Raw genomic sequence first — 11,846 nt, 5'->3', positions numbered from 1 at the left:
CTGTTGGTGATGGAAGCTAGCGGCGGGCATCGACCCCGGTCAAGACGTCAGCGCAGGTGGGCCGTCTCGTTGACCGATCTGACCGCGATGTTCCCATCCGGCCAGACATCCATCATGGACACGCCGGCCGCGTCCAGGAACAGCCGATGCAGGAACCCGTCACCCGCGTCCAACGCGTCGCGCAGAATCAGCTTCAGCGGCGAGACATGCGAAACCAGAACCACGGTCATTCCCGGGTACGCCGTGAGCACGGCCCCCAGAGCCCGCCGCGCCCGCGCCGCCACCGTGCCGAACGATTCGCCACCGGGCGGCGCCACGGCCGTCGAGTCGAGCCACGCGTCCATCTCGCCCGGCCAGCGCTCCTTCACCTCGGCGAAGGTCAGACCCTCCCAGTCGCCGAAGTCGCACTCGATCAGATCGTCCAGCACGGTCACCTCGACGCCGCCGACCTCGGCCGCGATCAGCTCGGCCGTGCGTACACATCGGGTCAAGGGCGAGGTCACCACCGCGCCGACCTCGCGGGCCAGCCCGGCCACCCGCCCGGCCGCGGCCATCGCCTGCGCCTCACCCTCGTCGGAGAGCGGGATGTCGCCGCGGCCCGAGTAGCGGCCCTGCTTGGTGTAGGCGGTCTCGCCGTGCCGGACCAGGATCAGCCGGGTGGCCTCCTCGGTCGAGGCCGGCGGCGCCCAGGACCGCGGCGTCGCCCGGCTCTCCCGCTTCTCCGCCTTCTCCGGCGAGGGCGAGGGCGAGGGCAGCACATCCGGGACCTTCTTACCGGCGGCCTCGTCCATCGCGCGGTTGGCCAGCGCGTCCGCCGCCCGGTTCTGCTCGCGCGGGATCCACTCGTAGGTGACCTCGGCGAACCGCCCGACGAGCTGCGCGGCCTCGGCGGCCAGCGGGCGCAGCCCCGGGTTCTTGATCTGCCAGCGGCCGGCCATCTGCTCGATGACCAGCTTGGAGTCCATCCGCACGTCGACCCGGGTGGCGTTCAGCTCGGCGGCCGCCTGGAGCGCGGCGATCAGGCCGGAGTACTCGGCCACGTTGTTGGTGGTGACGCCCAGCGACGCGTACCGCTCCAGCAGCACCTCGCCGGTGGCCGCCTCGCGCACCACCGCGCCGTACCCGGCCGGGCCCGGGTTGCCCCGCGACCCGCCGTCGGCCTCGACGACGACGTGGATCTGAGCCGGCCGGCGCTCGGCGGTTCGGCGCTCGTTCACCGCGATGATCCGGACCGTAGCGTCGTGACTCCCGCGCTCACAGGCCGGATTCCGCGGTACGAACCATGATCCGCCGGCACTCCTCGCAGCGGACGACCTCGTCGGCCGGGGCGGACTTCACCCGGTTCAGGTCGGCGCCGTACAGCTCGATCCGGCAGCCGCCGCAGCGCCCGGCCCGGAACAGCGCGGCGCCCAGCCCGGAGTCGGTGCGGATCTTGTCGTAGAGGGTGACCAGGTCGGCCGGCAGATCGGCGGCGAGCGGACCCCGGGAGGCGGTCTTGAACTCCTCCTCCTTGGTGATCTCGGCCAGCGTCTCGTCCCGTCGCTGCTCGGTCGCGGACCGCCGGGCGACCGCCTCGCCCAGCCGGGCCTTCACGTCGGCCAGCGCCGCCTCGGCGGTCTCCTTCTGCTCCATCAGCTCGAGCTCGGCGTCCTCCAGCTCGGACTGCCGGCGGTTGAGCGTGGCCAGCTCGTGCTGGAGGCCCTCGATCTCCCGCATGGCGGCGCCGGCGTCGAGCCGCTTCTGGTCGCGGTCCTTGCGGGCGCGTACCTGCTCGATGTCCTTCTCGAACCGGGTGATGTCGCGGTCCAGGTCGTCGACCGCCACCTGGGCGCGGACGCGTTCGTCCTCGAGTGCGGAGATCTCCCGCGCGACCGCCTCGATCTCGGCCAGCTCGGGCAGGCTGCGGCGGCGGTGCGCCAGCTGGGCCAGGGCGGTGTCGACGGCCTGCAGGTCGAGCAGGCGCCGCTGGGCTTGCGGTGCGGCCTTCACGATCGGGACTCCTTCTTCGGGCTATCAGCATGCACAGTCCACGGGTCCGTGTCCACATCGGACACCACCACGTCGACCGGGAAACGGTCACGCAACCAGCCGGCCAGTTCGTCCAGCCACGGCCGCTCGCTCGCCCAGTGCGCGACGTCGATCAGGGCCGGGCCGCCGCTCGCGAGGTGTTCGCCGGCCGGATGATGACGAAGATCGGCGCAGAGGTACGCGTCCACGCCGGCTCGCGTGGCGACGCCCAGGAAGGAGTCGCCGGCGCCGCCGCACACGGCGAGCGTACCGATCATCCGTTTCGGGTCGCCCGCCGCGCGCACCCCGGCCGCGGTGGCCGGGAGCCGGCTCGCGACGAACGCGGTGAGATCGGCCAGGGTCATCGGGCTCATCGTCCCCACCCGGCCCAGGCCCAGCGTGTCGCTGCCCTGGTAGGGCACGAGCGGACGGGTGCCGGCCAGGCCGAGCCGGTCGGCCAGGGCGTCCGAGACGCCCGGCGACGCGATGTCGGCGTTGGTGTGCGCCACGTAGAGCGCGATGCCGGCGCGGATCAGGCGGTGGATGATCCGGCCCTTGTACGTGTCCGGCGCGACCGAGGAGACGCCCTTGAGCAGGAGCGGATGGTGCGCCACGATCAGCTGGGCGCCGGCGCTGATCGCCTCGTCCACCGTTTCGGGGACGCAGTCGACCACGCAGAGGATCCGGTCGACCGGGGCGTCGAACTCGCCCAGCACCGGGCCGACCCGGTCCCAGTCCTCGGCGTGCTCGCGCGGGTAACGCTCGTCGAGGGCGGCGACGACATCGGTCACGGCGGTGGTGGTCACGGCCGCCAACTCTATAGCTACTGGGAGAGCGCGCCGGGCTCCACCGTCACCTTCTCGCTCACCACCTGCAGGGCGCGCCGCCAGGGAAATCGCGACCGGAAATGGTCGGTGTGCCCGGGCTTGCCGAGCCGGCGGTCGTCGTAGAGCACGTGCACACCCCACGCGGTGAGCTTGGCCAGGCTCTCGTGCAACGCGGGGTGCCGGGCCATGATGTTGTTCGTGTACGGGACCACGGCGGTCGGGATCTCGAAACCGTAGGCCTCGATGAGCAGGCCCAGCACCAGGGTGTCGGTGATGCCGGCCGCCCACTTGTTCACCGTGTTGACCGTCGCGGGGGCCACGATCATGGCGTTGGCCTGGGGCAACTGGTCGGGTTCGCCCGGTTTCTTGTACCAGCTCCGGACCGGATGACCGGTCTGGCGCTGGAGGGCGTTGACGTCGACGAAGTTGCGGCCGTCGGGAGTCGTGATCACACACACCTCCCAGCCCTCGTTCTGCGCCAGCGTGACGAGCTTGCCCACGTCACGGGCCATCGGCGAGCCGCACACCAGGATGTACAGCACGCGTGGGGGGTTGATCGTCACGTGCGGACCCACCTCATACGCCGACTCCCATCTGTTCGGCCAGCTCCGCGATCGGCGCGGGCGGCGTCCCCCGCGTGCGTCGCAGCACGTCGGAGAGGACCTCGTGGGCGAGCGGGCGGCAGCGGATCTCGGACGGGGCGAGCCGGTCGCCCTCGAGCAGCATCTCGCTGGCCTTCTCGACGTCGCCGATCTGGGCGTACCCGCGGGCGATGTCCAGGTAGTAGTGCGCCCGGCGCTCCGGGAGCATCGCCTGGAAACCCTCGTGGTCGATGCGTTCGTACATCTCCACCGCGGTCCGGCCGTCGCCGAGCTCGACCGCGGCCGCGGCCCGGTGCAGCTGCACGTTGGTCGGGCCGAAGCTGGTCCAGTAGTGGTTCTGGTCGCCGCCGAGCTGGATGGCCGCCTGCTCGGCGCCGCTGATCAGGTCCCGTACGGTCGCGCTGTCCCCGATCCGCGCGGCCGCCATCGCGCCGTTGAGCAGCAACATCCCGTAGACCGACAGCCGCTCGTCGCGGGTGTGGTCGGAGCCGGAGTCGTAGCCCGGGGCCAACCGGTTGGCGATGTTGACGTTCACCTCGAGCGACGGACGGGCCCGCCCGAGCGCGAGCAGCGCGCTGCCGACCCGGTAGCTGGCGATGCCGGCCAGCAACTGGTCGCCGGCCCGCTGGGAGACGGCGATCGACCGGTCGGCCGCCAGCCAGGACAGCTCGTGCTCCCCCACCTTGCGCAGTGCCGAGGAGGCGATCTGGTAGACCTGTCCCAGCAGGTGCGCGGCCCGCTCCTTCTGTTCGCTGTTGGCGTGCGCGGAGTCCGACGCCTGGGCGTCCCGAAGCAGTTTCGGCAGCGTGCGCGCCAGAACGCCGTACTTGGCGTGCTGATAGGTCAGCCAGGCGTGGCTGACCGCCTTCTGCATCTCGTCCAGCGGCGGACACTGCGGCGCGGGCTGGAAGAACGCGCTCATCTGGTCATATCGCTCCAGAGCGGCGCGGATCTCCTCGACCTCGACCTGGTCGATGCAGTTCGGCGTCTCCGGGCGGCGCTCGACGTCCTTGCCCAGCAACAGCTGGACATCCACCTGCAGGACATCGGCGATCTCGTAGACGACGGAGAACTTGTCGAGCCGGCGGACACCTCGCTCCACCTTGTCGACCCAGCTCTTCGACTTGCCCAGCCGGTCGGCGAAGACCTGCTGGGACATCTTGCGGCGGCCGCGCCAGTAGGCGACGCGACGCCCGATCGGCAGCTCGTCCACGGGTGCCTCCCCAACTCATCCGGCGACCCCCACCGGTGAGCTTCCCTTGTGTCGCCCGCAGTGTCGACCACACGTGCCACCTCTGGTCGCACAAGCTGTGTGATCGCCGGCATGGCGAGACTCGTATTTTTACATGCAAGTTGCAAAAAGTGGATCTGAGCGGACCAACGACGCGTGTCGTGCTTGGACACGGCAGTCGCGGCTGATATGGCCGTACCGATCCTTGACCGGGGGTTTTCCAACCATGCAGAGGAATCGCCGACGGCCGTTCGGCCGAGCCGCCTTCCTCGATCGGCTTCGCCGGTGGCGGTTCATCCGTCGCTACGAGACGCACGGCTGGCGGGTGCTCGACGACGATGTCGAACAGGGACAGATCAGGCTGGCGACCGGCCTGCGCTTCGACGCCCTGGCCGTGCCGGACACGATCGGCCTGCGCGTCCTCGGCGCCACCCGGCTGCACGCCGAGCTGGACCTGCCCGACCTGCGCGGCCCGGTGCTGGGCACGCCGGCCGGTTCCTGGCTGTTCCTGGTCGGCCCGGGCGCGCCGCTGCGGTCCGACCTGGAGGGTGTGCTCGGCATCGTCCGCCACGGCCGCGGCTCCTGGGTGCCGGCCGCCCCCGGGCGCACCGACGAGGGACCGATCCGCTGGGTGGTCGCCCCGGAACGGGTGGGCTGGCGCCTGCCCGCCTCGGCCGCCGTGCAACGCATGCTCGCCCGCCACCTGACCGGCGCACGGCCCATACCCCGGCTCGCCGTCCCGCGCCAGACCTCGACGTCTCGCCGAGCCGCCTGACCACGCATCGCGGCCGGGGCGTTGCGTCATGTGGACAATCGGACACGCCGCTGCCCACCCGACCGCCGGATCGTTGACGCTGGTAGCGGTCGGTTGACGGGCATGGGCGGGGGCACACATGTCGAGAGACAACGTAGTGGGACGGTTTGCGCAGGTCGAGTCACCCGAAGGGGTGAATGCGATTTTCCGGCACGCGGGCACCCGTCCGTCCGGTTCCCGGCCCACGGGTTCCAGACCCACGGGCAGCCGCCCGGCCGGCACCCACCGGCCCCTCCGAGCCCTCAGCCCGAACTTCGGCTGACCGCCCGGTCGTTCCGGCGCCGGTCACCCTCGGGTGAGCGGGCAGCAACGCCCGGCGGTCGCGGCACGGGCGCGACCGCCGATGAAGGTCGCGGAGGCGGCGAGCAGGTGCTGTGCCCGTACCTCAGCCTGATGTTGATCTTCAGGCCTTGGAGCCGGTCGAGCGGGCGCGGACGTGCATGCGCTCGCCCTGGGGGCCGAAGATCGAGAGGAACTCGACGGCCTCGCCGGTGGCGCTGCCGAACCAATGGGGCACGCGGGTGTCGAACTCGGCCGCCTCGCCCGGCGGGAGGACCAGGTCGTGGTCGCCGAGGACGAGGCGGAGGCGGCCGGTCAGGACGTAGAGCCACTCGTAGCCCTCGTGGGACTTCGGTGTCGGCTCGGTGCGCTTGCCGGCCGGAATCAGGTGTTTGAAGGCCTGGACACCACCGGGTTGCCTGGTCAGCGGGACGATGGTCTGGCCGAAGGCCTGGACCGGGCGGGCGTAGACGCGGGGGTCGCCGGTCGGCGGGGCGCCCACCAGGTCGTCGAGCGGGACGCGATAGGCCTGGGCCAGGGGCAGCAGCAGCTCGAGGGTGGCGCGACGCCGGCCGGACTCGAGGCGGGACAGGGTGCTGACCGAGATGCCGGTCGACTCGGACAGCGCGGTCAGCGTGGTGCCCTGTTCCTTGCGCAGCGCCCGCAGCCTCGGACCGACGGCCGCGATGACGTCGTCTTTTGCCATCATGGCAAGCAAGTTTGCCACGCAGCGACGGCTGGTGGACCGTCGGACCCATGACTTATGACGTGGTGATCATCGGCGGCGGGGCCGCCGGACTGAGCGGGGCGGTCGCCCTGGGCCGCGCGCGGCGGAGCGTGCTCGTGATCGACGGTGGCGAGCCCCGCAACGCACCGGCCGCGGGCGTGCACAACTACCTCACCCGGGACGGGATGTCGCCGGCGGCGCTGGTCGCGGCCGGGCGTGAGGAGGCGGCGCACTACGGCGTGGAGTTCCGCTCGGGGCAGGTCGGCGAGGTGACCGGGGTGGCGGGCGACTTCCGCGTCGGCGAGGTGAGCGCGCGGCGGATCATCGTCGCCTCCGGCGCGCGGGACATCCTGCCGGACATTCCGGGCCTGGCCGAGCGGTGGGGCCACACGGTGTTGCACTGCCCGTACTGCCACGGCTGGGAGGCACAGGACACGGCGATCGGGGTGATCGTGACCTCGGCCTCGCCGATGTCGGCGATGAAGGGGCTGCTCTGGAGCCAGTGGACCGGCGACCTGCTGCTGTTCCTCAACGACACGTTCACCCCGGACGCCGACCAGGCCCGGCAGCTGGCCCGGCGTGGCGTGCAGACCGTCGCCGGGAAGGTCGAGGAGGTCACCGACGCGGGCGTACGCCTGGCCGGCGGCGCCGTGATTCCCCGCGATCACCTGGTCGTCGCCACCCGGATCGAAGCACGGGTGGACTTCCTGGCGCCGCTGGGTCTGAAGCCGGTCGAGCACGCGACGGGGATGGGCACCCACCTGGCCGTCGAGGACCCGAGCGGCCGCACCGCGGTGCCGGGGGTGTGGGCGGCCGGGAATGTGGCCGACCCGATGGCCCAGGTGATCGGCTCGGCCGCCGCCGGCCTGGCCGCGGGCGCCGCCGTCAACGTCGACCTGATCATGGCCGACGTGGCGTGATCGGGTTTCCGGGCGGGCCGCATCGCCGAGGGGGTACGAGCGGCCCGCCCGCCTGCGGGTACTCCCCGCAGGTACCAGACGAGATCGGCGCTCGCCGGGCCCACTTGAGCCGCCCCCGGTTGCGGACCGGGTGTTTGTCATGGATGTCGGACCTCCGCTCAACCCGGCCACCGGCCGGTCCGCCCGGCTCGGACCGGCCGGCCGGGATCACCTCGGGGTGGTCGGGCGTTCCGGGCGGTCAACCTCGCCCAGATGCTCGAGCCGGGCCCGGATGCCGGCCGGGCTGCGGCCGAATTCGTCGGACAGTTCGCGCCGCGAGGCGCCCTCGCGGTGGCGGGCGAGCAGCCGCTCGTCGTCGCCGGGACTCCAGCGGGCGCCGTGGTTGGCCGCGCGGCGGCGGCGCGCCGTCACGCGGTGGTGTTGGGTGTGCAGGGCGACGAGCCCGGCCAGGGTGGAGGTGAGGACCTCGGCCATGGCGGGGAGCTCACCGCGCGAGATCCCTCCGCTGATCTCGCTCAGCACGCGCCCGTCGCGGTCGCAGCCGACGACGGCCAGGTCGATGCGGGTGTCGGGAGCGCCGGTCGCGGTGATCAGGAACTGGGTGTGGCCGACGGTGATCTGACGTTCGAGGGACAGCTCGGGAGGCGGCGCCTCCGGCGGCGGGTACCGGTTGTCATCCATGCCCGAAAATCTAGAGCCACCCCCTGACAGTTTTCCCCGACGCGAACCCGCCCGCTCCGCCCCCGTTCGCCGGCACCTTGACCACGCGTGACGGCACGGCGACAGTCGATGGATGACGGCGGCGCCGGGAAGCCTGTGGCGCAACCGCGAGTTCACCCTCCTCTGGCTCAGCCAGGCCCTGTCCGACCTGGGCAGCGCGATCGCCGCGCTGGCCGTGCCCCTGCTCCTGCTCGGCTCCGGCTACTCGCCGGCGCAGGCCGGCCTGGTCGGCACCGTCGGCCTGGCCGTGATCGTCCTGGGCCGGCTGCCGGCCGGGGTGCTGGCCGACCGGGTCGACCGCCGCCGGGTGATGCTGGCCTGCGACGTGGTGCGCCTGCTGGCCTTCGGCGCCCTGGGCGTGCTGGCGATGCGGGGCGCGGCCACGCTCGCCGTGGTGGTCCTGGTCACGGTGATCGCGGCGTCGGCCCAGGCCTGCTTCGGCACGGCCGAGCACTCCGCGCTGCGCACCATCGTGCCGGTGGCCCAGTTGCCGGCCGCGGTGGCCCGCAACGAGGCCCGCTCGTACGCCACCTCGCTGGCCGGGCCCCCGATCGGCGGTCTGCTCTTCCAGCTGGCCCGGTCGCTGCCGTTCGTCGGCAACGCGGCGACCTTCCTGCTGTCCCTGATCGGCGTGGCGCTGATCCGCCGCCCGCTCCAGCAGCCGCGCGCCGAGCAGCCGGCCGGCCACGCGAGCGCGCTCGCCGAGGGTCTGCGGTTCGTCTTCGGCAACCCGTTCCTGCGGGCCGTCCTGCTGATCGCGGCCCCGCTGAACTTCGCCATCCAGGGCATCATCTTCACGCTCATCGTCACGTTGCAGCGGCACCACACCCCGCCCTCGGTGATCGGCACAGTGGAGACCATCGTCGCGGTCGGCGGCCTGCTCGGCGCCCTGGTGGCGCCGACGCTGCAGTCCCGGGTCCGCCTGCCGGTCCTGATCCGCGGCATCTGCTGGACCGCCGCCGCCTTCCTGGCCTGCAGCGCCCTGTTCGCCGAGAGCGTGGCCGCGGCCGTGCCGATCGCCGCCGCCGTCTTCCTCGGCCCCGCCTCCAACGCCGCGCTCTTCGCCCACCAGGCCGCGATCACCCCCGACCGCCTCCAGGGCCGCGTCGTCAGCGTGGTGATCACGGTCGCCACCTCGGTCGCCTCGTCGGCGCCGCTGCTGGCCGGCACGCTGATCACCGCCTGGGGCAGCGCTGTGGCGATCCTGTTCTTCGCCACGGCGGTGGCCGTCTCGGCGGTCGCCGCCACGGTCAGCCGGGGCATCCGGGTCATGGGACCGGTGGAAGAGTTGGCCGGGTGACCGTCCCGTCGCCGGTGCTCCGCGCGTTCGGCCTGACCGGCCCGGCCCGGCCGCTCAGCGGGGGCAAGGGCGGCACGTGGCGCTGCGGCCCCGCCGTCCTGAAGCCGGCCGAGGGCGAGCCCGAGACCGTCTGGCGCGCCTCGGTGCTGGCCGCCCTGCCACCGTCAGCCGAGTTCCGCGTCGCGCAGCCGCTGCGCACCGCCACCGGCGAGGTGGTCGTCGACGGCTGGGAGGCGACGACCTGGCTGCCCGGCGAGCCCGACCCCGGTCGCGTCGACGACGTCATCCGGGCCGGCGAGGCCTTCCACGCCGCGCTGCCGGGCCTGCCCCGCCCGTCGTTCCTGGACGACCGGGACGACCCGTGGAGCTGGGGCGACCGCCTGGCGTTCGGCGAGCCGGTTCCGCCCGGCGCGACCGCACCCAGCCGCCTGCTCGAGCCGCTCCTGGCCGCCCGCCGCCCCGTGGAGGCGGACAGTCAGGTCGTCCACGGCGACCTGCTCGGCAACGTCCTGTTCGCCGAGGGCCTGCCGCCGGCGATCATCGACTGGCCGGCCTACCACCGCCCCACCGCCTGGTCGGCCGCCGTGGCGGTGGCCGACGCCCTGGTCTGGCACCGGGCCGGCCCAGGTGTGATCACCCGCTGGGAGCGGCACTTCGCCGAGTGGCCCCAGATGCTGGTCCGCGCCCTGATCTACCGCATCGCCACCTGGTCCGCCGCCCGCTGGGAGCAGCCGCCCGACGACGCCTACCGCCCCACCGTCGACCGGGTCCTGAGCTACGCCGGTCAATGACCCGACAGGCCCATTACGCAGGGCCGACGCAGGGGTTACGGTGCGGGAATGGCCGCATTCTGGCTGGGCGCGGTGGTCGGTGGCTGCGCGGTCGCCGTCGCCTCGGTTTGGGCAGGTTTCTTCCTCTATCGACGACACCTCGAGGCCATGGCGGCCGCCAAGATCCACCTGGAGGCGGTCCGCCGCACCCAGTACGAGTCCGACCTCCGCTGGCGCCGCCAGGCCGCCGATTGGGACAGCTTCGCCGGCCAGGTCCTCTCCAGCGCCGACGGCCACCGCTTCGGCTACCTGCTGACCCTGATACCCACCCACTCAGGCCTGCGGCGCTACGAAGATCAAGATCAAGCCGAGGTACGCGCACACGACGGCCCCGCCCCCTCCGCGACCTGAGCGACAGTCCGGCCCGTGCCGCGTCCGCCGGGCTGAGCTGCCCACTCACTCCAGCGCTCCCCGCGAACCAGACGCCAGCGCCGTCCCCACCCGGTCAACCCCACCGCGAATCATCGCCCCGTACTCATCATCCGGAAGCGCATCAACATGCGTGACCGCCACCGCCAGATGCTCCCGCGACTCGGCCAGCCTCCCGAGCCGCCGATACACATCGGCCAAATTGAGATGCAGCGACGGCAGAAACGCCCGAACCTGCCACGCCCCGTCATACCGGCGAGCCCGCTGATCATCCAGATCCGAGACCGCCGCCAACGCCCGCAGATCCCAGACGAGCTCATCCGTCAGGTCATCCTGAAGATCAGCCAAATAGTGCGCCACGCTGCACCGATGCAGCGCATCCCCACCCTCCCCCACCCGTTCCCACAGCCCCGCAAGCGCGTCCCGGGCCGCCCCTCGTTCCCCCGCCCGCCCAAGCTCAACCGCAGCCCCCACCGCCGCCATAACCTCATCAGCCATGCAGAGAGCCTGACCCCTCGACCAGATCGAGGGTCAAGCCGCGAGAGTCCGAGCTTCTCGATCCGCTGACAGGACGCACCACACCGCAAGACCGCCAGGCAGCACCGATCGCCCTGACCGAGCAAGGCGCGGAGTTCAAACTTCACCAGGCCCGGCCAATCGCAATGCCGGGCCGGCCGGATTTACACAACGATTCGCAGAACCGAAATCTGTGATCTGTCTCGGCTCGAATGTCGATGTGGTCTTTTGGCCGATGAACGCGACAACTCGGCTCTGGTACGCGCTCTAACTCCGCCGTCCTGGAGGACGTCCGTAACAAATGCCTGTGCTGCGCAACCTGAACCGGCACTTCGCCAAACCTTCGGTCAGCAGCCGGCCTCCCCACCATCCCAGTGCATGACATGCGTCATATCGTCGTCTCGATGTCATGAAGCTGACCTCAAGGTCTAAGCCCAAAGGGTGGCGGCCCGTCGAAGACGTGGCAGCCAGCCCACCGCAAAGCCGGCGGCAAGCGACACCGTGGGGGCGTCCGGGGGCTCGGCCCCCGGAGCCAGCATGACGTGAGGACCCGGTGAGTGCGTTCCGCGAACAGACTCCTCCCCGGAACGTGGGCGCGGTAGGTTTCGAACCTACGACCCCTCGCTTGTAAGGCGAGTGCTCTCCCACTGAGCTACGCGCCCGGGTCGACGCGCCAGGAGCGCGCCGCCGAGATGGTCATTCTA

At 71.9% G+C, this 11,846-nt stretch carries 13 protein-coding genes and 1 tRNA gene; 5 read left to right on the top strand and 9 right to left on the bottom strand.

The genetic code is table 11. The features are described 5' to 3' along the window. Positions 1 to 47: 47 nt before the first annotated feature. The 5 genes from AB0O15_RS21595 to AB0O15_RS21575 all read right to left on the bottom strand — a co-directional run bounded on the left by AB0O15_RS21595 (position 48) and on the right by AB0O15_RS21575 (position 4,649). Entirely contained in the window at positions 48 to 1,178 is a 1,131-nt protein-coding gene (locus AB0O15_RS21595) for a bifunctional RNase H/acid phosphatase (protein WP_364321304.1), read from the bottom strand. Positions 1,179 to 1,254: 76 nt separating this feature from the next. After that, positions 1,255 to 1,989, bottom strand: coding sequence for a C4-type zinc ribbon domain-containing protein (locus tag AB0O15_RS21590; protein WP_364321095.1), 735 nt, complete (start codon positions 1,987 to 1,989; stop codon positions 1,255 to 1,257). Beyond that, complete coding sequence (locus AB0O15_RS21585) at positions 1,986 to 2,822, bottom strand: Nif3-like dinuclear metal center hexameric protein (RefSeq protein WP_364321092.1); 837 nt, start codon at positions 2,820 to 2,822, stop codon at positions 1,986 to 1,988. Before AB0O15_RS21585 ends, AB0O15_RS21590 begins: the two co-directional genes overlap by 4 nt. Before the next feature lie 8 nt (positions 2,823 to 2,830). Further along, on the bottom strand, positions 2,831 to 3,397 hold the full coding sequence (locus tag AB0O15_RS21580) for a flavoprotein (protein ID WP_364321089.1): 567 nt from the start codon (positions 3,395 to 3,397) through the stop codon (positions 2,831 to 2,833). A gap of 13 nt (positions 3,398 to 3,410) precedes the next feature. After that, on the bottom strand, positions 3,411 to 4,649 hold the full coding sequence (locus AB0O15_RS21575; protein WP_364321086.1) for a helix-turn-helix domain-containing protein: 1,239 nt from the start codon (positions 4,647 to 4,649) through the stop codon (positions 3,411 to 3,413). 244 nt (positions 4,650 to 4,893) lie between these two features. On the opposite strand from AB0O15_RS21575, the gene AB0O15_RS21570 reads away from it, so the two are divergent. Next, entirely contained in the window at positions 4,894 to 5,442 is a 549-nt protein-coding gene (locus tag AB0O15_RS21570) for a DNA primase (RefSeq protein WP_364321083.1), read from the top strand. Between the two features lie 442 nt (positions 5,443 to 5,884). Here the strand turns inward: AB0O15_RS21570 and AB0O15_RS21565 are convergent, their stop codons facing one another. Beyond that, entirely contained in the window at positions 5,885 to 6,469 is a 585-nt protein-coding gene (locus AB0O15_RS21565; protein ID WP_364321080.1) for an XRE family transcriptional regulator, read from the bottom strand. 47 nt (positions 6,470 to 6,516) lie between these two features. On the opposite strand from AB0O15_RS21565, the gene AB0O15_RS21560 reads away from it, so the two are divergent. Further along, a complete protein-coding gene (locus AB0O15_RS21560) occupies positions 6,517 to 7,407 on the top strand; it encodes an NAD(P)/FAD-dependent oxidoreductase (protein ID WP_364321077.1) in 891 nt (296 codons plus the stop codon). Between the two features lie 207 nt (positions 7,408 to 7,614). Here AB0O15_RS21560 and AB0O15_RS21555 read toward each other — a convergent pair whose 3' ends face one another. Then, complete coding sequence (locus AB0O15_RS21555) at positions 7,615 to 8,088, bottom strand: hypothetical protein (RefSeq protein WP_364321074.1); 474 nt, start codon at positions 8,086 to 8,088, stop codon at positions 7,615 to 7,617. 112 nt (positions 8,089 to 8,200) lie between these two features. On the opposite strand from AB0O15_RS21555, the gene AB0O15_RS21550 reads away from it, so the two are divergent. The 3 genes from AB0O15_RS21550 to AB0O15_RS21540 are packed head-to-tail and all read left to right on the top strand — an operon-like array spanning position 8,201 to position 10,608. Then, positions 8,201 to 9,427 carry an MFS transporter gene (locus AB0O15_RS21550; protein ID WP_364321071.1) on the top strand — a complete coding sequence of 409 codons (1,227 nt, stop codon included), beginning with the start codon at positions 8,201 to 8,203 and terminating at the stop codon, positions 9,425 to 9,427. Next, on the top strand, positions 9,424 to 10,218 hold the full coding sequence (locus AB0O15_RS21545; RefSeq protein WP_364321068.1) for a TIGR02569 family protein: 795 nt from the start codon (positions 9,424 to 9,426) through the stop codon (positions 10,216 to 10,218). Before AB0O15_RS21550 ends, AB0O15_RS21545 begins: the two co-directional genes overlap by 4 nt. 48 nt (positions 10,219 to 10,266) lie before the next feature. Then, entirely contained in the window at positions 10,267 to 10,608 is a 342-nt protein-coding gene (locus AB0O15_RS21540) for a hypothetical protein (protein WP_364321066.1), read from the top strand. Between the two features lie 45 nt (positions 10,609 to 10,653). On the opposite strand, the gene AB0O15_RS21535 is transcribed toward AB0O15_RS21540, so the two are convergent. Together AB0O15_RS21535 and AB0O15_RS21530 are read right to left on the bottom strand one after the other, a co-directional pair. Further along, on the bottom strand, positions 10,654 to 11,124 hold the full coding sequence (locus tag AB0O15_RS21535) for a hypothetical protein (protein WP_364321063.1): 471 nt from the start codon (positions 11,122 to 11,124) through the stop codon (positions 10,654 to 10,656). Between the two features lie 608 nt (positions 11,125 to 11,732). Beyond that, a tRNA-Val gene (locus AB0O15_RS21530) sits at positions 11,733 to 11,804 on the bottom strand. Positions 11,805 to 11,846: the final 42 nt, after the last annotated feature.

It is taken from the genome of Actinoplanes sp. NPDC089786 (assembly GCF_040684855.1).
GTDB lineage: Bacteria > Actinomycetota > Actinomycetes > Mycobacteriales > Micromonosporaceae > Actinoplanes.
Note: the sequence above shows the minus strand (reverse complement) of the source record. Positions and strands in the feature narration are given on the sequence as shown.

Excerpts from the sequence above, each read along its gene's own strand:
- AB0O15_RS21535 (WP_364321063.1), bottom strand. The coding sequence starts at position 11,124 with ATGGCTGATGAGGTTATGGCGGCGGTGGGGGCTGCGGTTGAGCTTGGG.
- AB0O15_RS21565 (WP_364321080.1), bottom strand. The coding sequence starts at position 6,469 with ATGATGGCAAAAGACGACGTCATCGCGGCCGTCGGTCCGAGGCTGCGG.
- AB0O15_RS21555 (WP_364321074.1), bottom strand. The coding sequence starts at position 8,088 with ATGGATGACAACCGGTACCCGCCGCCGGAGGCGCCGCCTCCCGAGCTG.
- AB0O15_RS21560 (WP_364321077.1), top strand. The coding sequence starts at position 6,517 with ATGACTTATGACGTGGTGATCATCGGCGGCGGGGCCGCCGGACTGAGC.
- AB0O15_RS21550 (WP_364321071.1), top strand. The coding sequence starts at position 8,201 with ATGACGGCGGCGCCGGGAAGCCTGTGGCGCAACCGCGAGTTCACCCTC.
- AB0O15_RS21570 (WP_364321083.1), top strand. The coding sequence starts at position 4,894 with ATGCAGAGGAATCGCCGACGGCCGTTCGGCCGAGCCGCCTTCCTCGAT.
- AB0O15_RS21540 (WP_364321066.1), top strand. The coding sequence starts at position 10,267 with ATGGCCGCATTCTGGCTGGGCGCGGTGGTCGGTGGCTGCGCGGTCGCC.